Consider the following 22,859-nt stretch of genomic DNA (forward strand, 5'->3'; position numbering starts at 1 on the left):
CTAAGAATACTGAAAAGCTATCTAGTCAATTGGGTTTCGGAATGATTTTGGGCGAGAGAGAAAAAACGATATGGCTGTAAACGAAAAAAGCTAACCTAGATGTGGTTAGCTTTTGAATGTACCAGGAGCGGGACTTGAACCCGCACGACCTAATGGTCACAAGATTTTAAGTCTTGCGTGTCTACCAATTCCACCATCCCGGCATAGCTTCATTTTATTAGTTTTTTTAAGTATTCTTTGCCAGAGCCTGATTTTAGCTGCTTTTCTCTCTTTCTAGCTCCGGCTCTTGTTGGATAACTCTCAGAAAGAATAACCGCAAATGGAGCATAAGGCTTGGTAGTTCTGTTATGGCCTTTGTTATGTTCGCCTAGTCTCCTGTCTAGATTATTTGTTAGTCCAACGTAAATATAATTACGCTTTAGGCTACTTATAGCATATACGTAGAACATAGTTCCATCATGTCTACCAACCTGCCTGCCGGGTGCGCAAGCCTACACAACGGCAGGCAGGTTCCACCATCCCGGCATATTCGTTAAGGCGCGGACAGCTAGTCAACGTCTTTGCCTCAGAGAACAACAAAAGCGACTGATGAGCCGCTTTATTGTTGAGCGAAAGACGGGGTTCGAACCCGCGACCTCGACCTTGGCAAGGTCGCGCTCTACCAGCTGAGCTACTTTCGCGTTTTTAAAATTGGATTACAAAGTTAATCAACCGTTTTGAATAGTCAACCTTCAAAGAAGAAATTTTTATCGCAACTATTTCCTCCCTCTCTGCTTATTTTTTTCAGTACCTTTGATGCATAATGATTCGTGATGTTGACTGAGGTATTTTTCATTCATCATTAGTCATTACTCATCAATCATTAAACATCTATGATCTTATCCGGTAAATCTATTGAGGCCCAACTGGGAGAAAACATCAAGATTGATCCATTCCGTCCGGAACAGTTAAATCCTAATAGCTACAATTTACGATTGAACCACGAATTGTTAGTCTACGACCAAGATGAGTTGGATATGAAGAGCGAGAATACTGCCCAGAAGGTGATTATCCCCGAAGAGGGCTTATTGATGGAACGGCATAAACTGTATCTGGGGCGCACGTTGGAGTTTACTGAAACCAAAGGCTATGTACCAATGCTGGAAGGCCGCTCATCCATCGGTCGCCTGGGGTTATTCGTACATATTACTGCCGGGTTTGGTGATGTGGGTTTCGCCGGGTTCTGGACACTGGAAATGTTCTGTGTACAACCTATCCGTATCTACGCCGGAGTAGAAATCTGCCAGATTTTTTACCACTCCATTGAAGGTGATTACCAGACTTACCAAAGTGGGCAAGGACATAGTGGTGGGAAGTATCAGAACAACCGGGGCATTCAACCAAGCTTGTTGTTTAAGGACTTTGAAAAGTCATAAACTTCCTGGTATGTTTTTCACAGTACCCGGCCTACGTAACTCAGATGAAGCGCACTGGCAAACCCAGTGGGAGAAGCAGTTGCCAAATCAATTTCAACGTATTCAGCAGGAAGACTGGGCGCATCCTGATCGTGAAACTTGGGTAAACCAGATAGAAAAAACACTACAAGCCTATCCTTCCGAAGAGATTGTGCTAATTGGGCATAGTGTTGGTTGTGCTACTATTGTTCACTGGTGGAACACTTTTCAGAAGCCAGTTCGGGCAGCAATGCTGGTTGCGCCTAGCGATGTTGAGCGAGAGGATTACCCCGCCTACATCACTGGATTTTCACCTATGCCGTTGGTCACACTGCCTTTTCCTACGTTGGTAGTCGCCAGCACTGACGACCACGTAGTTTCGCTAGCGCGAGCCAGCTACTTTGCTCGATGCTGGGGTGCTAAATTGCACGTAGTAGAAAACGGTGGGCATTTGGAAGGAAAGTCAGGGTTTGGCCCCTGGCCGAAAGGGTGGGACTTACTTCATAACTTTGTATCACGTATTGAAACCATTGATTATGGCAACTGACGTATTATCTAGCAACATTCTGTTCGTTGACATTGAAACTGTTACGGCTGAAGAAAATTACGATGATCTTTCGCCCGTTATCCAGCAAGCTTGGAGCCGAAAAGCTGAGTTTTTTCGGGAGGCTGACACCAAAACCTCCGCTGAACTTTTTGTGGAACGAGCCGCTCTCTATGCTGAGTTCGGTAAAATTGTCAGTATTGCTATTGGCTACTTTCATGCACTGGATGATGAGCGGAACGAGCTACGAATTAAATGCATCACCCACCCCGACGAAATCGCCGTATTGCATGAATTTGTAGAAACGGTTCAACGATTCGATCAAAATCAACTTCGCCTCTGTGCCCACAATGGCCGCGATTTTGACTATCCTTACCTCTGCCGACGGTTACTAATTCACAGTATAGAGCTGCCCAAATCCCTACAACTGATGAATAAAAAAGCCTGGGAAGTACCCCATCTGGATACTATGGAAATGTGGAAGTTTGGTGAATATAAAAAGTTTGTGCCACTGGATTTGTTGGCTGCGCTTTTTTCGGTAGAAGTTGATGCCGACAAACTGCTAGACGCTCAACAAATTCAACAGGCTCATTATCAAGATCAGGATTTAGAAAAAATCACCCATTCCGGCTACCAGAATATCCGCTTATTGGCTCAGGTCTATTTAGCTATGCTTTCTCAACCATTGTTGCCGGATGAGCAGATTATTTATGTATAGCATTCACATATTGTTCGCAATAGAATTATGAATCATATTGGCTTAAACTAAAAATGGATGAGTAGAAAAAATACAGGGGACAAATTGCCTTCATATGATCAACTAATGATTCCATTGGTAGAAGGGTTAAAAAAGCTTGGTGGTTCTGGAACAATCGAGGAATTAAATGAGAAAGTTTATGCAATAATAGATTTACCTGATGAATTTCTTGAGATTCCACATTCGGAGAATGATACACGATCAGAGATTGAATATCGCCTCGCTTGGACTAGAACATATTTAAAAAAAGCAGAAATTATCGATAATTCTTCAAGAGGAGTTTGGGCATTAGCTAACAATGATATTGAAGCGAGTACTATTAATCCTAATGAAGTTACTCGATTAGTACGAGAAAGAATTCGCCAGTCAAAATTAAGTCAAATTGAAAGTCATAAAGCTCGAGATGAAGAGGTAGATGATGAAATAAGTGAACAACTAGATTGGAAAGAAGACTTAATTTCAGTTCTATTGAAGATTGAGCCTTCTGCTTTTGAACGTCTATGTCAAAGATTATTGAGAGAAAGCGGATTTATTCAAGTTGAAGTAACAGGAAAGTCAGGCGATGGTGGTATTGATGGGCGGGGAATAGTGAGAATTAATGGTTTCTTGAGCTTCCATGTCTTTTTTCAAAGTAAAAGATACAAAGGCTCTGTTGGGTCAGGAGATATTCGAGATTTTCGTGGCGCAATGCAAGGTAGAGCTGATAAAGGACTGTTTATTACAACAGGTAATTTTACGAGGGAGGCAATTAGAGAAGCTACACGAGATGGGGCCCCACCAATTGACTTGATAGATGGCGAACAACTATGCGAAAAGCTGAAGGAACTTAATCTTGGTGTGAAAACAGAATTGATTGAAGATGTAAAAATCAACTCAGAATGGTTTGAAAAAATTTAAAAATAATGAAGACCCGCACAAAAAAGTAACTTTATTCTCTGATTATCAGAGTCGTTTGGATGTTTTCTACCAATTTAGTGTTCCATCATTATGAGAACGTTAACAATCACTGTGCCCGATACTATTGAATTAGAAGATCGAGAAATGGTTATGTATCTGGCCTCTCGGCTCTATGAGAAAAGTAAATTATCTCTCGGGCAGGCAGCGGAAATGGCAGGGCTTTCTAAGCGGGCTTTCATGGAAATGTTAGGTCATTACGGGGTTTCAGTATTTAATTACGATGAAAGCGAATTAGAAGAAGAGCTAAAGAATGTCAAGAATTATCGTAAGTGATACTAGCTGCTTAGTACTTCTGGATAAACTAAACTCACTTTACATTTTAGAAAAACTCTTCTCTGAGATAACAATCACTCCTGAAATTGAGAAAGAGTTTGGGCAGTCTTTGCCAGCCTGGATTACAGTAGTCGAGGTTCAAAATAAGGAGTACCAAACTGTTCTTCAAACTAATATTGATGCAGGAGAAGCAAGTGCCATTGCTCTAGCTCTAGAGCAGAAAAATTGCTTATTAATTTTAGATGATAACAAAGCAAGGAAGACTGCTACCCGATTAGGAATTGACTATGTGGGAACATTAGGGCTGTTGGTAGAAGCGAAAGAAGCAGGACTTATTCAACTCGTTAAACCTGTTTTGGAGCAAATTAAAGCTACTAATTTCAGAATAACCGAAAATCTTGAGAGAAAAATTTTAGACTTGGCTGGAGAATAAACGGATGTATACTGGAGAGTGGTCAAACAACACAGAAGCCAATTGATTTAGAATTAGAATAGGAAAACAGCTTGCTTTTACCCTCCCCAACTATTAATCATTTTTTACAACTAACCTAAATAAACCATTAATGGCAAAAAGAAATAAAAAACAGAAAACCCGTTCGCGGGCTAAGAATAAAAAAAGCAATAATATCAACGGTGAGCTTTTACCGCTCATCACAACCCTACTCAATGCCAATGTAAGTCGAGCTTTCACGGCTCGGCAAATTATGAAGCAGCTATCGCTGGAAAATAAAGCAGCTAAAGCGGCCGTACACGAAGTACTACACTCGCTGGTGGAAAAAGACCAAGTACGTTCCCTTCCAAAGGGTAAATATCAGTCTACCAAAGAACCGGAGTACATTCTAGGCGCAGTTGATGCGGTGAATCCCCGCTTCGCCTTCATCGTGAGCGATGAACTGGAAGAAGACATTAAAGTAGAATCCGATTATTTGATGAATGCCTGGGACGGTGATACCGTAAAGGTACTGTCCTATGGCCCTGGCTACAGTGCCATTCGTGGCCCGGGTGGCCGAGGCTCAACCCGTCGCCCGGAGGGAGAAGTGATTGAAGTAGTGGAACGCGCTCGCGAAGAGTTTGTCGGGCGAGTAGAAATGTCGGCTCGTTACGCCTTTGTAATTCCTGACTTTCGGAAGCTATACGAAGATATTTACGTCCGACTGGACGATCTGAACGGTGCCAAACACGGTGACAAAGTAATCGTACAAGTGACCGAATGGCCGTTTCAGGATCGGAATGCAGTAGGAAAAATCACTCGAGTGCTAGGTAAAGCGGGTGAACACCAAGCCGAGATGCACTCTATCATTGCCGAGTTCGGACTACCATTTGATTTCCCTAAATCAGTTGAGCAGGAAGCCGATAAGATTCGTGCTGGTATTACCAAGAAGGAGATTGCTAAAAGACGCGACTTTCGTCAGGTTACTACTTTCACCATTGATCCGGTAGATGCTAAGGACTTTGACGATGCGCTTTCAATTCAAAAATTAAATGATGGGCTGTGGGAGATTGGCGTTCACATTGCTGATGTCACTCATTACCTGCGACCGGATACAGCGCTGGAAGAAGAAGCTCAAGATCGGGCTACCTCGGTCTATCTCGTTGACCGGGTAATTCCGATGCTACCCGAAAAGCTATCCAACGAACTATGTTCATTGCGCCCCGAGGAAGAGAAGCTTACTTTCTCGGCAGTGTTTGAGATGGACGATGAAGGGCAAATTAAAAAAGAATGGTTCGGGCGAACGGTGATTTACTCCGACCGTCGTTTCGCCTACGAAGAAGCTCAGGAGCGCATTGACACCCAAAAGGGAGATTTTGCTGAAGAAATTATTCAACTAAACAACTTAGCCAAAAAGATTCGGGATGAGCGATTTGGTAAGGGAGCGATTAGCTTTGAAACTACCGAAGTACGCTTCCGGCTGGACGAAGACGGCACTCCCGTAGAAGTTATTCCGAAAGTACGGGTAGATGCCCATAAGCTGATTGAGGAATTTATGCTGCTGGCAAATAAGAAAGTGGCGGAGTTCGTATACAATTATCAGAACAAAAAAGAGAAAAATACCTTTGTGTACCGGGTACACGATTATCCTAATGTGGAAAAGATTGCTGACTTTGCCCAATTTGCCCAGCGATTTGGTTATAAACTGCACACTACCGATGATAAGATTTCTAGCTCTATCAATTCGTTGATGCTAGCGGTGGAAGGTAAGCCGGAGCAGGACATTCTACAAACTATCGCGATCCGCACCATGGCGAAAGCCATTTACACTACTGAGGCAAAGGGGCACTTTGGCTTAGCCTTTAAGCACTATTCTCACTTCACTTCGCCCATTCGTCGCTACCCTGATGTGATGACGCACCGTTTGCTAGCACATTACTTAGACGGCGGAAAATCACCAGAAGCGGAGTCTTACGAGAAGCTCTGTGAGCACTCATCGGAACGAGAGAAACGCGCGGCCGATGCGGAACGGGCTTCGGTCAAGTACAAGCAGGTAGAATATATGGCGAAGCGCGAACAGCAGGAGTTTGACGGAATTATCTCGGGTGTAACCGAATGGGGCGTATACGTAGAAATGGTACAAAGCAAGTGCGAAGGAATGGTACGGATGGCCGACATGAATGATGACTACTACGAATTTGATGCCCAGAACTTCCGGGTAATTGGCCGACGCCGAAAACGCATCATCGCCTTAGGCGATAAAGTAAAAGTCAAAGTAATCAACACCGATCTCGACCGCCGAACGATTGACCTGGAATTCGTTTGATAATGAGTAGTGAGTGATGATTAATGATATGGTGTTATGTACATTAGTCATTAATCATCGCTCATCAATCATTATTTTAGTAATGCGCTGCGATAAACTTTACCATCCGCGATCACTCGCAGGTAATACGCGCCAGGGGTTAGGTCAATAGTACTAAGGTCAACTGCTTGCTGGTATCCTTTTTCAATCCGGCGTAATACATTGCCGCTAAAGTCGGTGATTTCTACGGCTACGGCGGTTTTCTCGCTGTCAAAGCTAACCGTAAGTTGCTCCTGGAGCGGAACCGGGTACGCAGTCATTCCATCTATTTGAATTACTTCCTCGCGAGCAACGGTAGTATTACTTCCGCTTCCCTGGCTTTTTAGTAAAACAACCCAATCTTGGCTACTGCTATTCGGCGGATTCCCTACAGAAACACTACCTGTAGCCGTCAGTGTTGCCTTTGAACCCGTTTGCAGATTACCCCCGCTGCGCGGATTGTACCAGCGGACATCATACTTAGTACCGCTACTGCCCAGACTAACATTAGTTGAACCACCATTTTCCAAGTAGACAGCATAAACCTCTCCGGCTTTAGCCAAGCACCATCCGTTATTCACTAGGTTATTATCAGGCGTCATCTCCCAGAAGGGTAGATGCTGATTGAAGAACTGCAACGCATAGCGCGTGTAGTCCCACATTTTATCCCGACTACGGTAATCTTGTAAAGTCAAATCTGATTGAGGCAAGCGATAACCGTAGTAATATTCTACTCCGGCCCCGCCGGCCATCAGGTTACCCCACAGCGTTTTCTTCCGAATATCATCCTGGCTAACGTTTACGTTATTTCCCTGCAAATCCTTCCCATTGTAGGTATCTCCCGTGATAGGATCGGTATAGCCCAAATCCGGTGGTACGCCAATGTTAGCACTTCCTTGCTCGTCGTTAGCCACTACCCAGGGCTTTCCAGCAGCTTCGGAGGCATCTACCCATTTTTTAGTATCGCGGTACACGTTGGAGTAACCCGTCTGAACGGAAGCTCCGGTCAAACGCGACTTGTTACCTATCAGTGGGTCGTATACTTCATCCTGCTGACCTGGGTACGTATGGATGACAATATGGTGATCGTAAGGGTCAATATCTTGAATGTACTGAGCGTAGCTTTTAATCCGGTTGTTACCAGGGTCGTTCAATTCTTGCCAAATGTCATTTTCTTCTCCTAGGTTCCAGTTCAACGCCAGGTGATGACCGAAGCGAGCTACCAGCATACGGTAGTAGAGTTTGCGATTTGTTCCTAAATCTCCGCCATCGAGTAATTGGTCGTTTTCTGTTTCTTGGGTTTTAAAGTGTAAATACAAACCTAGCTCTTGAGCATGTTCAAACACTACCTCCCACTGATCAAGCTTCGATACGTCAAAATGCTTGAAATCGCTACTGCTTACGTAGGGGTAAACGTTTTTGTCATCCCCGTTGATGTTCATTGTCAAGAAGGAGAAGACGTTAGCTTCCTCAGACGCTAAGTAGTTCAGGGCACCAATCATTTCCCGGCCTTTATTACCTTTCCAGTCAGGGTCGCCATTATTCCAATCTGAAGCGTGGGGTGACCAGGACTTTCTCCGGCCACCGCTATTGGGAGTATTATCAAAATCGTCGTAGGCCAGGAAATTCTCGGGGGCATCAGAGCCACCCTTTACAAAGTATTCTCCGGTTTCAGCAAATTGCAGATAATGCTTTCCTACGTACTCCAACCGACCTTTCGCCCGAAAGTCCCGACCGGATTTGTTAGAGTTCTGAATTTCCAGAGAGCCACTTATTCCGTCAATGGCACTATTAGCCGTTCCGGGTGACGCGCCTGTGCTGATAGCTACCTGGCTACCTTGACGAAAGGAAGCGGAGTAATTCCAGGTTCCGGTTTCGTCGGGGCGAAAGTGTACTTTCCACTGATTACCGGAAGTCGCACTACTTTCGGCAGCATTGCCATCGTTAGCAAAGTAGCCGGGCACAGTATGCGATTTTCCCGAGCCGCTGTGGGAGAAGGTCACGTTGAGCCGATAATCCAGGAAAGGATTGGGGTTGTTGTCCGTTTCCGAATGGTTTGGTCCATCAAAGCTTAGCGTTACTTTATGCCACTTACGCAATTCGCCACTAACGGTAGCGGTACCTGGTTCAGGATTGGTACTACCTTCGCCACTTACGAGCAAACCTGCTAGTTTAGCATTATTTACGTCCGCCGAGAAAGCCAGGGTGAGGTTTCCGTCGGTGACATTTACTGTTTTGGTAATCTGATAAGCTGCGTTCTTACCAACTGTCGCATACAAATCCAGGTTGCTTATTTCTTCAGTGCCTTCCATCTTCACATCGAATACCCGTTTGTTAGGCGCATTAAAGTAGACTTCAGCAAAAAGTAAAGTAACTTCATAGGTGCCATCACTCACGGGCAGGTTATAGGTAAAGTTACCGTAGCGTTCACTTTGGTAGATAAAGTCGTCGGTAGTACCCGAGATACTTGCATTACCTTTGTACGTTCTTCCTCCGCTCACTAACCGATCGGCCGTAAATTCAGTACCATCTGCCGCCGTAAAGGCTGCTCCCCCGGCATTGATCGCGTACAATACTGTGCTGGGCTCAGGAGTAGCTTGAGTAGTAGCCGAAGCCACCGCACTATAAGGTGAAGCTACACTATTGTAAAAAACTTTCACCCGAAAGTAGTAGGTAGTATTGGGATCTAGCCCACTACTGGTATGCTGACTATCGCCGTAGTAGCTGGCATCAACTTGGGCAAACCCAGAGGTTGGCGACAGCGAACGCTCGATGGCATAGTCATTACCCAGCGCGGGGTCATCCCAATCCAAGTAGATTTCAGTATCCGACAAAGCAGTTGCTATCAAGTTAGTTGGTGGATCGGGAAGTGAAGTAGCTTCATCAATCACCGTAAAGTTAATCGTGAGAGCCGTTCCGGCAGTACCACCCGCATTAGAACCTGAGAAAGGGGTAGCTGTTAGCGTATGATCGCCTAAACTTGGTGTCCAGTTTTTATAGTCTCCGTTAGTATCTCCTTTCAGAGCGTAGGGAGCAACGTTCTCGGTCTGAAAGTTAGCATTTCCGTCTAAAGCAAAGCGCACTGAACCTACTGTAGCCGGGTTGGTGTTGGCTCGTACATTCAAGTTGGTGGTTGGTAAAGTAGCCAGGTTCAGCATTTGGCCATTTTGTAGTACCCCAATGTCAGTATTGGTGTTCGCATTAACTAGCGTAAGGCTAGTAACCGATTGCGACTGTACCGTACTCCAGCTAAATAAGCAGAATAGAAGTAGTAATAGTTGTTGTCTCATAGGAATGTTATATTATGTTTAGAATTAGTAGTCTAGACAGAACACACCCTTAATTACTCTTCCATTTTCTCGGAAGAAGTTAGCTGTATCGATAAATAACTTCCGTGTGGTACCTTATTAATTAACCCATTTCGGATACAACCGCAGAGGTAAATTGCGACAATAGTAGTAAATATTGGAGGCAGGGTAGTGAGAAAGCGACAGGAATACGATAATTACCGTATATTTTATTACAGGCTATTTAAGATAAATTGAAGCAATTTACAAACATTGCTTGATAAAGATTTAGCTCAATTAACGAGAGGAATACGAATGGGTGAGCCCAGAAAACTCTACCGATAACTTTCTTGGGCGGGGAGCTTGGGGTACAGGGGTAGGAATAATGATGAATAACTCACTTACTCAACAAGATAATAATCAAACTCTCCGCTTAGGATTGCTATTCACCCGAAAAAGTCAGATATAACGCTAGGATGAAATCAGCTAGTTACTAGCTAACTAAATTAGACTTATTAAACCCTCAAAATGGCAACTTACGTGCATTTTAAGGGTCTTTTTTTTTAGCTTCTTACACGTTCATGTATCTGCGAGCTTTCACTTCGTATTTTAAGTGAAATTGCCAAAGGCTCCATTAGCTTATCAGATACATTCTTAGTAAGCAAAGTACTTAGCAGTACTCGTCAAATACGTCTAGCAAATGCTCGGCAATCATTTGAGCCGAACGGCCTTCAATATGGTGGCGCTCCACAAAGTGAATAAGCTCGCCATCTTTAAATAATGCGATAGAAGGCGAAGAAGGTGGATAAGGCAAGGTGTATTCTCGGGCTTTAGCTACCGCTTCCTGATCTACTCCAGCAAATACGGTAGTTAAGTTGTCAGGCTTTTTTTCGGAGTGACTAACCGCTAGTTTCACACCCGGACGCGCTGCTCCAGCAGCACAACCGCAGACGGAGTTGATAACCATCAGGGTGGTTCCCTTATGATCTTCTAAGTGATTAGTAACTTCTTCAGATGTAGTTAATTCGGTAAACCCAGCGGACGTTAAATCGGTACGCATTGGGGCTACTAAGTCAGCAGGATACATATTTATTTTATTTGTAATGAAAATAGTTTAAAAGTTACAAGTTTAAAGTCTCTTTTGTTTAGTAGTAAACCTGTAACCCTAAGCTTGAAACTCATAAAAACCCTAATTCTAGTTTAGCCGCTTCAGACATCATGTCTTGGGTGTAGGGCGGATCGAAAGTGAGTTCAATATTAACGTCATTTACTTCTTCAATCGTCTTAATTTTTTCTTCTACTTCACTGGGAATAGCTTCGGCAGACGGACAGGCTGGGGAGGTCAGGGTCATCAATACGTACACATTGTTGACTGGATAAACATTAATCTCGTAGATTAACCCTAACTCATACACATCTACCGGAATTTCTGGATCATAGACAGTCTTGATCGCTGAAACGATTTTCTCTCGTAGTGCTCGGGTATCGGTCGTAACGGTATCACTCATGAAATTGAATAGTTAATGGTCAACAAATTGAGTAAGCTCAACACCTAACCATACATATTATTTTGGATCACTCTTCGCTATCGCTTGTCGCTCTTTATTTACCAAAGCTGCTAGCTTTATCTGTTTAATCATGGCTGCAAATCCATTGGAGCGTTGGGTTCCAATAAATCGATTCATGCCAATTTTATCAATAAAAAACAAATCAGCATCTACAATGTCATTAGGAGCCTGATCTTGGAAAACGCGCACTAACAAACTTACTAACCCCTTGGTAATCGCCGAATTGCTATCCGCTTCAAAATTCATTTTACTCTCTTCTAGCGAAGGCACCAGCCACACTTTCGATTGGCAACCTTTCACTATATTTTCTTCGCTCTTCTTAGCCTCTTCTAGCGGAGGCAACTTTTGCCCCAACTCTATAATGTAGAAGTTAGTCATCTCCGGGTCACCATCCAGCAAGGCAAATTCTTCTATTATTTCGTTCTGTATTTCGTCAATTGATTGAGCCATAGATTATTTTCCCATCATCTTTACAATACGCTGTAGCCCTTCTACTAATTGATCGATCTCCTCCTTCTTGTTGTACATGGCAAACGAGGCTCGAACTGTTCCTTCCAACCCAAAGTGAGCCATCAGCGGTTCAGTGCAATGATGCCCAGTACGCACCGCAATACCTCGGGCATCTAACATCTGCCCTACATCAAAATGAAAAATATCGTCGAAGACAAACGAAACAACATTCATTTTCTTCTCAGCAGTTCCAATCATTCGCAGACCAGACACTTCACTCAATCGCTGGTGAGCGTATGCTAACAGTTCTTCTTCATATGCTCGCATGGCGGGTTTGCCCAGTTGATTGATATAGTCAATCGCCGCTTTGAGGGCAACTACATCGGCAATATTGGGCGTACCTGCCTCAAACTTGTAGGGAATATCATTGTAGGTCGTTTTCTCGAAGCTTACGCTGCGAATCATCTCTCCTCCACCTTGGTAAGGAGGCATTTTCTCCAAAAGACGACGCTTACCGTACAATGCTCCCACTCCGGTTGGGCCAAATACTTTGTGCCCAGAAAAAATGTAGAAATCACAATTTAGGGCTTGCACGTCAATATCTAAATAAGCCGTTGATTGCGCTCCGTCAATTAGCACTGCCGCCCCTTGTGCGTGAGCTAAATCGATAATTTCTTTTACCGGATTAATGGTTCCTAACGAATTGGAGACATAAACTACACTCACTAGTTTAGTACGCGCCGAGAGTAGTTTTTTATACTCCTCTAGCTCAACCTCACCTCGTTCGTTTACGGGAATTACTTTAAGCTTAGCTCCTTTTTCTTCACAGAGCATTTGCCAAGGCACAATGTTGGAATGATGCTCCATCCCCGAAATAATGATCTCATCCCCTTCTTTTAAGTTAGTCCGGCCAAAAGTAGCTGCTACCAGATTAATGCCATCGGTGGTTCCTTTCGTAAAAACAATCTCTTCCGGCTCATTAGAATTAATGAACTGATGAATTGCTTGACGGGTCTCTTCAAATACAGCCGTAGCTCGCTCAGCCAATGTGTGTACCCCCCGGTGAATGTTAGCATTGTCTTGCTGATAGTAATGCGTTAGTGCGTCAATCACTACTTGCGGTTTCTGCGTAGTAGCGGCATTATCCAAATATACTAACGGACGCCCATTTACCTCTTGATGGAGGATAGGAAAGTCACTCCGAATCTGATCTATATCTAGCTGAGTGGTGGACACTACTGTGTTTTCCGTACTCATAATAAACGCATTAAAAGTTAGTATTCAGTCGCTGATCAATGACCGCCTCAATCTGATGACGAACAAAGTCTAGCTCAATATTTTCTAGCACGTCACCCGCAAAAGCTCTTAGTAAAATGGCTGTTGCTTGATCTTTACTCATACCTCGCGCCCGTAAGTAAAATAATTGCTCCTTATCAATCTGACCAGTAGTAGCTCCGTGCGAACATTTTACATCATCGGCCCAAATTTCGAGTTGAGGTTTGGTATTGATAGATGCGTTGTCAGTTAACAAAATATTCGCATTCGACTGAAAGGCGTTAGTCTTCTGTGCATCCTGACGGACATAAATCTTTCCGTTAAAAACGCCTTTTGAGTAATCGTCCATGATGCCTTTGTACAATTCATTACTGTACGAGTTAGGCTTACGATGGTCTACGGCAGTGTGATTATCCACGTGTGATTTGCCATCTAACATATACAGACCATACATATGCGATTCGCAATTTTCACCATCCAACGCAATATTCAGGTTGTTACGAAGCATCGCCCCTTGTAAGGATACGGTTACCCCGGTGAATCGGCTATCGCGAGCCTGATACACTTCCGTAGTTCCGGTATGATACGCTTTTTCGCTCTCTGGCTGCAATTTGTTGTAGTACACCGACGCATTGGCATCTACCCAAATTTCGCTTACCGCATTCTGATAGCTCGCTCCGCTACCTAGCGTGTAAAACGACTCAATGACTGATAGCTTACTGCTTTGTTCAGCGATGTACAAATTTCGTGGTGATCCCACACTTGCCCCGGCCGATGTGTCGCTAATAAAGTAGACTAAGACCGGAGTTTCTACTACTGTGTTTTTAGGAGCATATACAAATAATCCTTCCTGCGCCACCGCCGTATTAAGTGCCACGAAAGAATCTGATTGATCGGCGGTTTGCTGGGCAAAATACCGGTCGATTAATTCGCTATGGTTTTGGTAGGCTTGGGATAAAGTCGTGATGACCACCCCTTCTTCAGCACTTTCTATCCGCGAAAAAGAAGGCTGAAACGCTCCATTGACATAAACCAGCACGTTCGCCGATAGATCGGAAGGAACAACCCTGTCCAATAAGCCCTGCACCGCCTGAGTATCAACATTAGATTTCGTTAACTCATTGCCATCAAACTCACGCTCTAAAGCCCGGCTAATAGGTGTGTAACGGTATTCTTCGTCTTTTTTTGCCGGAAAACCTAATTTCTCAAAGTCAGCGAATGCTGCCCGCCGACGCTGATGCCAAGCTGAGTCGCCTTGGCCATTGATAGTCTCTTCCCGATCTTTAATATAGGTTATAAACGCTTGTTCTAAACTCATTCGATAATGAATTCAATATTTTCACACAAATGTAATTGGCATATTTGCAGACGATTCCTTCAAGCAGTTACATCTACGGTTTCCTTAATCCAGTCGTAGCCTTTTTCCTCTAGTTCCAACGCTAACTCTTTACTACCTGATTTCACAATGCGCCCGTTATAAAGTACATGCACGTAATCTGGCACAATGTAATCTAACAGCCGTTGGTAGTGGGTTACTACAATGGTTGCGTTATCTTCACTTCGTAAGGCATTTACCCCGTTGGCGACAATTCGTAAAGCGTCAATATCTAGCCCGGAGTCAGTTTCATCCAAAATAGCTAAAGTAGGCTCAAGCATGGCCATCTGAAAGATTTCGTTGCGCTTCTTTTCCCCTCCAGAGAAGCCCTCGTTCAACGAACGACTTAGGAGCGACTGGTCAATATCTACCAGTTTCATCTTTTCCTTCATCATTTTGAGGAAAGCAACCGCATCCAGTGAATCTTTTCCCTTATGCTGACGCACTTGGTTCACTGCTGTTTTCAGGAAGTTGGTTGTACTCACGCCCGGAATTTCTACTGGGTACTGAAATGCTAAAAAAATACCTTCTCGAGCTCTCTCTTCGGGTTCCATCTCTAGCAGGTCTTGCCCCATATATTGCACCGAGCCATCGGTTACTTCAAAATCTTCTCGTCCGGCCAATACCGAGGCCAACGTACTTTTGCCCGAACCATTGGGTCCCATAATGGCGTGTACTTCGCCCGGTTTCACTTCTAGCTCAATACCTTTGAGTATTTCTTTCTCTTCTACCCTTGCGTGTAGTCCAGTAATTTTTAACATAATGATAGGTGGATTATAGCAACGAAATCAGAAGGGCGTCCCACGCTGGACATTCCATGTTGGACACCCTTTCTAATTTCGTAGTGATTCGAAATAATTATGAAGTTACCCTACGCTTCCTTCTAACGTAAGAGCCAGTAGTTTTTGGGCTTCTACGGCAAACTCCATCGGAAGCTGATTGAGTACTTCTTTACAGTAACCATTAACGATAAGTGCTACTGCATCTTCTTCACCAATACCTCGCTGTAAGCAGTAAAAAATTTGATCTTCGCCAATCTTAGAGGTGGTAGCCTCATGCTCAATCTGCGCCGAACTATTATCTGATTCTATGTAAGGAAACGTATGCGCTCCGCAACGGTCGCCCATCAGTAGCGAATCGCATTGCGAGAAGTTCCGAGCATTTTCAGCCCGCTTCATCACCTTTACTAAACCTCGGTAACTGTTCTGACTTACTCCTGCTGATACTCCCTTAGAAACAATTCGGCTACGAGTATTTTTGCCAATATGAATCATTTTAGTTCCGGTATCGGCCTGTTGATGATTGTTGGTTACCGCTACCGAATAAAACTCACCGATAGAATTATCCCCTTTCAGTATGCAGCTTGGGTATTTCCAAGTTACGGCTGAACCTGTTTCTACCTGCGTCCAAGAAATCTTAGAATTCTCTCCGGCACAGATACCACGCTTCGTTACGAAGTTGTAGATTCCACCCTTGCCGTCCTTATCGCCAGGGTACCAGTTTTGCACGGTAGAGTACTTAATTTCGGCATCTTTGGCCGCGTACAGCTCTACCACTGCTGCGTGCAGTTGGTTTTCATCCCGCATCGGGGCGGTGCAACCTTCCAGATAGCTTACGTAAGAACCTTCTTCAGCCACAATTAATGTTCGCTCAAACTGCCCTGAATTTGCTGCATTGATGCGGAAATAAGTAGAAAGCTCCATTGGGCAGCGTACACCCTTGGGGATATAACAAAAAGAGCCGTCACTAAATACCGCAGAGTTGAGAGCTGCGTAGTAATTATCGCCAGGAGGCACCACTGAGCCAATATGCTTCTTCACCAGCTCCGGATGCTCCTGCACTGCCTCACTAAATGAACAAAATATGATGCCTAACTTGGCCAGTTTATCTTTGAAGGTTGTAGCTACCGATACGCTATCGAATACTGCATCTACCGCTACCCCGGTTAACCGTTTCTGCTCTTCGAGCGAAATTCCTAGTCGTTTAAAAGTATCTAGCAATTCGGGGTCTACCTCATCTAAGCTTTTAGGGCTTACCTTCTGCTTAGGGGCTGCGTAATAGATAATATCTTGATAATCAATTTCCGGGAAAGAGACATTATGCCAGGTAGGCTCTTTTAAGGTAAGCCAATGATGGTACGCTTTCAACCGCCACTCCAGCATCCACTCCGGTTCCTTCTTTTTGGCCGAGATAAATCGGATAGTATCTTCATTGAGACCTTTTGGGGCTGATTCCTGCTCAATATTGGACTCGAATCCGTACTTGTAGTCAGATTGGGTAAATTCTTCCAGAATTTGATTGTCCTTACTCATCAGAAATGATTTGTTTAAATTTTAAATGGCTAACGTTCCACACCAAAAAACGTTCATCGAGAATAAAGTTAATTCGGTAGAACTAAAAATCAACATACTTCCTTTTCAGAACGAATTTGAACAGGCGTAGTTACAAATCTTACTAGGAAATTAGAAAAAGATTTTAGTCTCCCAGCTGAATATGACGATTCAAACTTTCTTCTAGCGAAATAAGGGTTTCGGTACGAACAATTCCTTCAATACGCTGAATTTTATCGTGCAGCACTTCCCGCAGATGTTTAGTGTCACGGCAGTGGATTTTAATGAAGATACTGTAGTTCCCGGTAGTGTAGTGAATTTTCACTACTTCTGGCACCTTCTTCAGCTCATCTACTACATCATTGTAAAGCGAACTTTTTTCTAAATAGATTCCTAGAAACGCGGTAATATCATAGCCAAGTTTTGAGTAGTCCATGTTGAGGGTAGTACCTTGTACAATACCCATCTCTTCCATTTTTCGCATTCGAACATGTACTGTTCCACCCGATACGTACACTTTCTTGGCGATTTCAGTATAGGGAATTTTGGCATCTTCTGATAGCAGGGCAAGGATTTTGAGGTCTACGTTATCAATTTCTAAATTTTTGCTCATTTTGGTGCTGTAAATTAGGTTTGATCTAATATTTTCGGCGTTAAATTACGACTGATATAAATTTTTACCAAATTTATTAAATATTTTTTAAATTTATGAAGAACTTATTAATTTAGCTGCTGTTATAGAAAACAAAGCTGTTAAGCTAATACACTGTAGGGTGATGAAATTGGCAGCCATGCCCTCCCGTCTCGAGGGTGGAGACAACGGAATAAATTCTTCGGAACTAACCGCTCCGTGGAGGTTCGACTCCTTCCCCTACAGCTTATCGTCATTACGATTTTTATTTTTGGGTTAATGTTGTTTCTGGAAAAGGTTATGATCATTCATGACCTTTTTTTATTTCCCCTCCTCAAACATTATTTCTTCCATTTTGCTTAGAGATTTGTTAATTTACAATAGTAATTGTAGCTAAAATTAATAAATAATAATTAACTAGCCTTATAAATATGGAAGTTCAAATATCTCCTTGGTTCCAACATTACCCTGAGGGAATACCTCAGCAAATAAATGCTCAGCAGTACAAGTCACTTATTGATCTTATTGAACAATGCATTGAGGAATATGGTACTCGCACTGCTTTTGAGTGCATGGGAGCTTCTATTACATTTAATGAGCTAGATTACTTATCTAAAAATTTCGCCGCTTTTTTACAGGAAGACCTAAAGTTAAAGAAAGGAGACCGCATTGCCATTCAAATGCCTAACTTGCTTCAATATCCTATTGCTATGTTGGGAGCACTTCGGGCTGGCTTGGTGGTTGTCAACACTAATCCGCTGTATACTGCTCGGGAGATGAAACACCAGTTTAATGACTCTGGAGCTGAAGCTATCGTAATACTAGCCAACTTTGCGTATAATCTGGAAAAAATTATTGCGGAAACATCCATCAAGCACGTAATTGTTACCGAAATAGGCGATCAGCTGGGAGGATTAAAGAAGACCATTGTTAATGCGGTGGTGAAGTACGTAAAAAAGATGGTGCCAAAATATAACCTACCGTCTGCCCTATCTTTTAACAATACGCTAAAACAAGGTGAGAAATGTACATTCAATCGAGTTGAGCTTACTGGGGAAGACAATGCATTCTTGCAATATACTGGTGGCACTACCGGAGTTTCAAAAGGAGCAGTTCTATCCCACGCGAACTTAGTAGCCAACATGGAGCAAATTTCAGCTTGGATGTCGGTTGGGCTCAATAAGGCTGAAGAGACCATGATTACTGCCTTACCCCTCTATCATATCTACGCACTCACGGTTAACTGTTTTGCGATGATGAAGATTGGAGCCAAGAACGTGTTGATCACCAATCCTCGCGATATGAAAGGGTTTATGAAGGAATTGAAAAAACATCCCTTTACCGTAATTACCGGCTTAAATACTTTATACAACGGTATGATGAATCATCCTGATTTTGACACCGTAGACTTTTCGCATCTCAAGGTAGCTAGTGCTGGAGGAATGGCCATGCAAGAGGCCGTAGCCGATCGCTGGAAAGAAAAAACAGGAGTTGCGGTGGCGGAGGGGTACGGACTAACGGAAACCTCGCCCGTGCTGACATCAAATATACCGATCAGTGGCTTGGAACGAATTGGTACCATTGGCATTCCGCTTCCTAGCACTCAGCTTATTTTTGCTAACGACGATGGCGAAGAAGTAGCGATTGGTGAACCTGGAGAAATCTACGCCAAGGGCCCCCAAGTAATGAAGGGGTACTGGAATCGGCCTGATGAAACTGAAAATGTATTTACACCTGACGGATGGCTGAAAACTGGTGATATTGGAGTGTTGGATGAAGATGGGTTCATTAAAATAGTGGATCGTAAGAAAGAAATGATTAATGTTTCGGGATTTAACGTTTACCCTAACGAGATAGAAGGCATTGTTTCAGCACACGAAAAGGTGCTGGAGGTAGGTGCTATTGGAGTACCTGACCCCCGGTCTACCGAAGTAGTAAAAATATGCGTTGTGAAAAAGGACGCTTCTCTTACCGAAGATGAGTTGAAAGCGTATTGTAAAGAGAATATGACCGCCTACAAAGTTCCTCGCTATATTGAGTTTCGAGATGAGTTGCCAAAGTCGAACGTAGGCAAAATTCTTAGAAGACTCCTGAAGGAAGGTAGCGCTCAACCTCAAGACTAAGCTCCGATAGCTTGCGCGATGTGATAGTCAGAGCTTGAAGAGGAAACTCAGTCTCAAGCTTGAATAGCTACTGATTTCATTTCATGGAGGAATTAGCCCCGGACTTTGGTCTTCTAATCTTCCCGCATTGCTGTAAAAAGGCAGGCATTTTACTTAGTCAACCCTGAAGAAGTCTCATATTCGCATCTGCTGCATTCATCAGAGTGTAAATCCACCGTTGCAGCCAGTGGACAAAAATGGTGTTTTGCTTTCTGATCCAACTTTTCAGATTGAAGGCCATAGCCGCTAGATTGAGATTGATTTCATCGCCCAAAAAGCTCTTGAGATAGTTTCTTTCTAATCGGAAACCTTGTTTGGTGTGACCAATGACTGGCTCAATAGCCGCTCGGCGACGGAACTTCTTTCTAGTTTTCTGTTTCTGATAATTATTTCTATGTTTTTTAGCTTTGGGAATACTGATCTGCGTGGAGCCGACCCTAGCCTTACCCCGATAGCCTCGGTCGCAAATACCCTCTTTGGGACGTTGCCCAGAAGCGCGTTCGACGGCATTTAGTGTCTCTTCCAGGGTGTGACTGTCATGGGGATTCCCCTTGAAGCTGGCTACCCCGACAATTAAATTACTTTCTTTGGTCAAGGCCAGGGATGCTTTACTGCCAAACTCGTATTTCTTCGCTACTTTGCCTTTGATGATGCAAGCTACATCAGGTTCGTGTAGGCTGTAGATTTTGTTTTTATCTGTGCGCTGTTGTTTAATGACTCGTTCAAAACGCTTCAATACATTCCGATGGTAGGCTAATGAGCCAGTAGGAAGCTTACGGCGCAACTCTCGGATGAGTCGCCCGGCAATGGTTTTCAGGCTACGTAAGGAAGACCTAGCTTTCTTGCGGTTCTTAGGGTGGGTCGCAAAACGTTGATTGAGTAGGTGTGACTTGACCACTCTTCGGTAGGATTGTCGCAGTTGAATACCTTCTTTGGAAGCTATCTTGCGACACTTATCAATCACCCTAACTGCTAACTTGGCATCTGTGGGATACGTAATGTTCTTCTCTTGGACAGTCGTGTCAATGAGCACCTGATCTACTTTTCGCACTGCTTCGGGATGAATATGCAGCGAATAGGACAGTAATTTTTCAGCCCCTTCTTTACCGATACGTTTTCGGAAGTAGACCAGATCAGTAGGATGGCAAGGCGCTTCCCACTGAAAAGTAGCCATGCCACAGAAAAATTGGTAATACGGATTCTCGCACCAACGTTCTACCAAGACTTCATCACTGAGATTTTCTAACTGCTTCAACATCAGCAGCCCGACCATTAATCGTATTGGTTTGGCCGGTTGCCCTAGCTTAGAATAGTAGCCTTCAAAGTCCTTCTCAATAGCAGCCCAAGGTAGTCGCTGAGCTAATTGATACAGGCGATTGTTCGGATTAAGGCAATCAATCAAATCAGTAGTAAACAGTGACGTTTGCTGCTGGTTAGGCGAGTCGCTTTTCATAAATATTGCAAGCTTTTGAAGCAAGGTAAGCAGAAACTGGCAAATTTAATGAGCTTTGTTGCGTCATTTTATGTCGCATTTTATTTGATAATCAATTCTTTAGATACTTCTTCAGGGTTGACTACTTACTGCCACGTCTAGAGGCACTCTGATTTTACTGACCAAAACCGATGACGACTCTTCGGTTTTGCTTCCGCCCTGATGGACTACTGTTGGTAGTAACAGGTTGCGTAGAGCCTTTTCCGTAGGTAATAATACGCCGTTCTTCAACACCTTGATTTGCCAAGAATTTCTTTACGGACTGCGCTCGCTCAATTGATAGCTTTAGATTGTAATCTTTACCACCCGAATCATCGGCATGGCCTACCACTTCCACATAGAGATTAGGGTTTTCTTGCAGCACTTCTACAGATTCCTTAAGGTCTGAGTAAGCTACTGGTAGCAGTTCGCTAGAGTTCAGGTTAAAGTAGACGGTATTTTCTTCAAATGTCTGTTCTGGCTCAGTAGTATTGCCTGACTCATAGGTGTCTCCTGCATCATTATTTGCCTTCTTAAACTCATTTAGTAATGCTTGAGTTTCTTCTAGCAACGCTCGGGTTTCTTCATCTAATTTCTCTTCCTCGGCACTACGATTGGGTATTACCCCTTTACCTCCGCCTACTATACGACTAGCCAGTTGCTGCTCTCGTTCTTCCCGACTAATAATGCGGGATTGGTAAATATCAGTGGAACGCCCGTAACGATTACTCACAAAAAACACTTGTCCATCACCCGCCACCGACAAATAAGCATCAAACCCGGATGAATTAATACCATCACCCAAGTTCTCGGGTTTGCTCCAGTTAGTCCAAGAAGTATCTTGGCGATAGCTTACGAAGATATCGGTATTTCCGTAGCCCGGATGACCGTTACTGGCAAAGAAGAGCGTCTTTTTATCTTTAGATAAAAACGGCGATATTTCGTAGCCCTCAGTATTAACTGTTTCGCCTAAATGAATCAGGGAACCCCACTCTCCGGTTTGCAAATCTTTTTCAGTAACGTATAGATCCTCCATTCCCTTCGAAGATTCTTTTTGCATGGAAACCACCGCAATATCTTCGGTAGGAGCCACGTAAATACCGTAAAAGTTTCCGATCTTCTCTTCCAGACCAGGAATGTTTATATCATTGGGCGGACGCCACCCTTGATCTATGCCGAAGCTGAACGCCATACCAGGCTGCTCCTTGGTATCTGATTGATACGAGTTGAGCAGGTACAAAGTATTACCCGTCTGACTTATACCAACTATAGCATTATTATTCTGATTATTTAAATTTTCCAGATTATTGAGCGGTTCGGCCCACGTTCCGCTCGGCTGTTGCTTAGTATACCAGATATCTTGGCCCGAGCGTACCCCACCTACGTTCTGAGCGTGTAGCGATCGAACAAAATACAGCGTACTATCTGTCAATGAATACATAGGATAGCTCTCCTCTGCACCGCTATTGATAGTATCATTCAACACTACCGGATCGGCAAAGTATACTGTTTGCCCCCATACAGCCTGATGGGCTATTAGTGAGATAAACATACAATATGTAAGAAGTTGCT

Annotated in this window: 20 protein-coding genes and 2 tRNA genes; 8 read left to right on the forward strand and 14 right to left on the reverse strand. The window is 43.6% G+C overall.

The window, feature by feature from the left end:
* Positions 1-119: 119 nt before the first annotated feature.
* The 3 genes from P0M28_RS01200 to P0M28_RS01210 form a co-directional block, all read right to left on the reverse strand.
* A tRNA-Leu gene (locus P0M28_RS01200) sits at positions 120-203 on the reverse strand.
* Between the two features lie 6 nt (positions 204-209).
* Positions 210-449, reverse strand: a complete 240-nt coding sequence (locus tag P0M28_RS01205) for a GIY-YIG nuclease family protein (protein WP_302207556.1) — start codon at positions 447-449, stop codon at positions 210-212.
* A gap of 158 nt (positions 450-607) precedes the next feature.
* Positions 608-680, reverse strand: a tRNA-Gly gene (locus P0M28_RS01210).
* A 192-nt stretch (positions 681-872) separates the two neighbouring features.
* Between P0M28_RS01210 and dcd the strand changes: the two genes are divergently transcribed.
* From dcd to rnr, 7 genes are all read left to right on the forward strand, one after another.
* Positions 873-1,415: a dCTP deaminase gene (dcd, locus tag P0M28_RS01215; protein ID WP_302207557.1), complete on the forward strand. Its 543-nt coding sequence runs from the start codon at positions 873-875 to the stop codon at positions 1,413-1,415.
* Positions 1,416-1,425: 10 nt separating this feature from the next.
* The gene (locus P0M28_RS01220; protein ID WP_302207559.1) at positions 1,426-1,980 is read left to right on the forward strand and encodes an RBBP9/YdeN family alpha/beta hydrolase; all 555 of its coding nucleotides are present in this window, start codon (positions 1,426-1,428) and stop codon (positions 1,978-1,980) included.
* Positions 1,970-2,695 (forward strand): 3'-5' exonuclease family protein, encoded by a 726-nt coding sequence (locus P0M28_RS01225; protein WP_302207560.1) that lies wholly within the window; start codon positions 1,970-1,972, stop codon positions 2,693-2,695. The genes P0M28_RS01220 and P0M28_RS01225 overlap by 11 nt, the downstream gene beginning before the upstream one ends.
* A gap of 57 nt (positions 2,696-2,752) precedes the next feature.
* Positions 2,753-3,631: a restriction endonuclease gene (locus P0M28_RS01230; protein WP_302207561.1), complete on the forward strand. Its 879-nt coding sequence runs from the start codon at positions 2,753-2,755 to the stop codon at positions 3,629-3,631.
* A gap of 90 nt (positions 3,632-3,721) precedes the next feature.
* Positions 3,722-3,964: a UPF0175 family protein gene (locus P0M28_RS01235; protein ID WP_302207562.1), complete on the forward strand. Its 243-nt coding sequence runs from the start codon at positions 3,722-3,724 to the stop codon at positions 3,962-3,964.
* Positions 3,942-4,397, forward strand: coding sequence for a PIN domain-containing protein (locus tag P0M28_RS01240; protein ID WP_302207563.1), 456 nt, complete (start codon positions 3,942-3,944; stop codon positions 4,395-4,397). The genes P0M28_RS01235 and P0M28_RS01240 overlap by 23 nt, the downstream gene beginning before the upstream one ends.
* Positions 4,398-4,527: 130 nt before the next feature.
* Positions 4,528-6,720 (forward strand): ribonuclease R, encoded by a 2,193-nt coding sequence (gene rnr / locus P0M28_RS01245; protein ID WP_302207564.1) that lies wholly within the window; start codon positions 4,528-4,530, stop codon positions 6,718-6,720.
* A 71-nt stretch (positions 6,721-6,791) separates the two neighbouring features.
* Here the strand turns inward: rnr and P0M28_RS01250 are convergent, their stop codons facing one another.
* The 9 genes from P0M28_RS01250 to P0M28_RS01290 form a co-directional block, all read right to left on the reverse strand.
* Positions 6,792-10,028, reverse strand: coding sequence for a malectin domain-containing carbohydrate-binding protein (locus P0M28_RS01250; RefSeq protein ID WP_302207565.1), 3,237 nt, complete (start codon positions 10,026-10,028; stop codon positions 6,792-6,794).
* A gap of 667 nt (positions 10,029-10,695) precedes the next feature.
* Positions 10,696-11,112 carry a BrxA/BrxB family bacilliredoxin gene (locus P0M28_RS01255; RefSeq protein WP_302207566.1) on the reverse strand — a complete coding sequence of 139 codons (417 nt, stop codon included), beginning with the start codon at positions 11,110-11,112 and terminating at the stop codon, positions 10,696-10,698.
* Positions 11,113-11,203: 91 nt separating this feature from the next.
* Positions 11,204-11,533, reverse strand: a complete 330-nt coding sequence (locus P0M28_RS01260; protein WP_302207568.1) for an iron-sulfur cluster assembly protein — start codon at positions 11,531-11,533, stop codon at positions 11,204-11,206.
* A gap of 57 nt (positions 11,534-11,590) precedes the next feature.
* The gene (locus tag P0M28_RS01265; RefSeq protein WP_302207570.1) at positions 11,591-12,043 is read right to left on the reverse strand and encodes a SufE family protein; all 453 of its coding nucleotides are present in this window, start codon (positions 12,041-12,043) and stop codon (positions 11,591-11,593) included.
* 3 nt (positions 12,044-12,046) lie between these two features.
* Complete coding sequence (locus P0M28_RS01270) at positions 12,047-13,300, reverse strand: cysteine desulfurase (protein WP_302207572.1); 1,254 nt, start codon at positions 13,298-13,300, stop codon at positions 12,047-12,049.
* A 10-nt stretch (positions 13,301-13,310) separates the two neighbouring features.
* Positions 13,311-14,636, reverse strand: coding sequence for a Fe-S cluster assembly protein SufD (sufD, locus tag P0M28_RS01275; protein WP_302207574.1), 1,326 nt, complete (start codon positions 14,634-14,636; stop codon positions 13,311-13,313).
* Between the two features lie 59 nt (positions 14,637-14,695).
* Positions 14,696-15,454 (reverse strand): Fe-S cluster assembly ATPase SufC, encoded by a 759-nt coding sequence (gene sufC, locus P0M28_RS01280; RefSeq protein ID WP_302207575.1) that lies wholly within the window; start codon positions 15,452-15,454, stop codon positions 14,696-14,698.
* Positions 15,455-15,559: 105 nt separating this feature from the next.
* Positions 15,560-17,005 carry a Fe-S cluster assembly protein SufB gene (sufB, locus tag P0M28_RS01285; RefSeq protein WP_302207576.1) on the reverse strand — a complete coding sequence of 482 codons (1,446 nt, stop codon included), beginning with the start codon at positions 17,003-17,005 and terminating at the stop codon, positions 15,560-15,562.
* Between the two features lie 163 nt (positions 17,006-17,168).
* Positions 17,169-17,636, reverse strand: coding sequence for an Lrp/AsnC ligand binding domain-containing protein (locus tag P0M28_RS01290; protein WP_302207578.1), 468 nt, complete (start codon positions 17,634-17,636; stop codon positions 17,169-17,171).
* 449 nt (positions 17,637-18,085) lie between these two features.
* Here P0M28_RS01290 and P0M28_RS01295 point away from each other — a divergent pair, with 449 nt between their 5' ends.
* The gene (locus P0M28_RS01295) at positions 18,086-19,777 is read left to right on the forward strand and encodes an AMP-binding protein (protein WP_302207579.1); all 1,692 of its coding nucleotides are present in this window, start codon (positions 18,086-18,088) and stop codon (positions 19,775-19,777) included.
* 157 nt (positions 19,778-19,934) lie between these two features.
* On the opposite strand, the gene P0M28_RS01300 is transcribed toward P0M28_RS01295, so the two are convergent.
* A complete protein-coding gene (locus tag P0M28_RS01300; protein WP_302206850.1) occupies positions 19,935-21,269 on the reverse strand; it encodes an IS5 family transposase in 1,335 nt (444 codons plus the stop codon).
* A 154-nt stretch (positions 21,270-21,423) separates the two neighbouring features.
* Positions 21,424-22,839 carry an OmpA family protein gene (locus tag P0M28_RS01305; protein ID WP_302207581.1) on the reverse strand — a complete coding sequence of 472 codons (1,416 nt, stop codon included), beginning with the start codon at positions 22,837-22,839 and terminating at the stop codon, positions 21,424-21,426.
* Between the last annotated feature and the right edge of the window lie 20 nt (positions 22,840-22,859).

The sequence above is a fragment of the Tunicatimonas pelagia genome, from assembly GCF_030506325.1.
GTDB lineage: Bacteria > Bacteroidota > Bacteroidia > Cytophagales > Cyclobacteriaceae > Tunicatimonas > Tunicatimonas pelagia.

What these genes read in the sequence shown, in the direction of transcription:
- P0M28_RS01260 (WP_302207568.1), bottom strand. Translation starts at nt 11,533, where the DNA reads ATGAGTGATACCGTTACGACCGATACCCGAGCACTACGAGAGAAAATC.
- P0M28_RS01300 (WP_302206850.1), bottom strand. Translation starts at nt 21,269, where the DNA reads ATGAAAAGCGACTCGCCTAACCAGCAGCAAACGTCACTGTTTACTACT.
- P0M28_RS01295 (WP_302207579.1), top strand. Translation starts at nt 18,086, where the DNA reads ATGGAAGTTCAAATATCTCCTTGGTTCCAACATTACCCTGAGGGAATA.
- P0M28_RS01235 (WP_302207562.1), top strand. Translation starts at nt 3,722, where the DNA reads ATGAGAACGTTAACAATCACTGTGCCCGATACTATTGAATTAGAAGAT.
- P0M28_RS01225 (WP_302207560.1), top strand. Translation starts at nt 1,970, where the DNA reads ATGGCAACTGACGTATTATCTAGCAACATTCTGTTCGTTGACATTGAA.
- P0M28_RS01255 (WP_302207566.1), bottom strand. Translation starts at nt 11,112, where the DNA reads ATGTATCCTGCTGACTTAGTAGCCCCAATGCGTACCGATTTAACGTCC.
- P0M28_RS01270 (WP_302207572.1), bottom strand. Translation starts at nt 13,300, where the DNA reads ATGAGTACGGAAAACACAGTAGTGTCCACCACTCAGCTAGATATAGAT.
- P0M28_RS01240 (WP_302207563.1), top strand. Translation starts at nt 3,942, where the DNA reads ATGTCAAGAATTATCGTAAGTGATACTAGCTGCTTAGTACTTCTGGAT.
- sufB (WP_302207576.1), bottom strand. Translation starts at nt 17,005, where the DNA reads ATGAGTAAGGACAATCAAATTCTGGAAGAATTTACCCAATCTGACTAC.
- P0M28_RS01250 (WP_302207565.1), bottom strand. Translation starts at nt 10,028, where the DNA reads ATGAGACAACAACTATTACTACTTCTATTCTGCTTATTTAGCTGGAGT.
- dcd (WP_302207557.1), top strand. Translation starts at nt 873, where the DNA reads ATGATCTTATCCGGTAAATCTATTGAGGCCCAACTGGGAGAAAACATC.
- rnr (WP_302207564.1), top strand. Translation starts at nt 4,528, where the DNA reads ATGGCAAAAAGAAATAAAAAACAGAAAACCCGTTCGCGGGCTAAGAAT.
- P0M28_RS01205 (WP_302207556.1), bottom strand. Translation starts at nt 449, where the DNA reads ATGTTCTACGTATATGCTATAAGTAGCCTAAAGCGTAATTATATTTAC.
- P0M28_RS01220 (WP_302207559.1), top strand. Translation starts at nt 1,426, where the DNA reads ATGTTTTTCACAGTACCCGGCCTACGTAACTCAGATGAAGCGCACTGG.
- sufC (WP_302207575.1), bottom strand. Translation starts at nt 15,454, where the DNA reads ATGTTAAAAATTACTGGACTACACGCAAGGGTAGAAGAGAAAGAAATA.
- P0M28_RS01265 (WP_302207570.1), bottom strand. Translation starts at nt 12,043, where the DNA reads ATGGCTCAATCAATTGACGAAATACAGAACGAAATAATAGAAGAATTT.
- sufD (WP_302207574.1), bottom strand. Translation starts at nt 14,636, where the DNA reads ATGAGTTTAGAACAAGCGTTTATAACCTATATTAAAGATCGGGAAGAG.
- P0M28_RS01290 (WP_302207578.1), bottom strand. Translation starts at nt 17,636, where the DNA reads ATGAGCAAAAATTTAGAAATTGATAACGTAGACCTCAAAATCCTTGCC.
- P0M28_RS01305 (WP_302207581.1), bottom strand. Translation starts at nt 22,839, where the DNA reads ATGTTTATCTCACTAATAGCCCATCAGGCTGTATGGGGGCAAACAGTA.
- P0M28_RS01230 (WP_302207561.1), top strand. Translation starts at nt 2,753, where the DNA reads ATGAGTAGAAAAAATACAGGGGACAAATTGCCTTCATATGATCAACTA.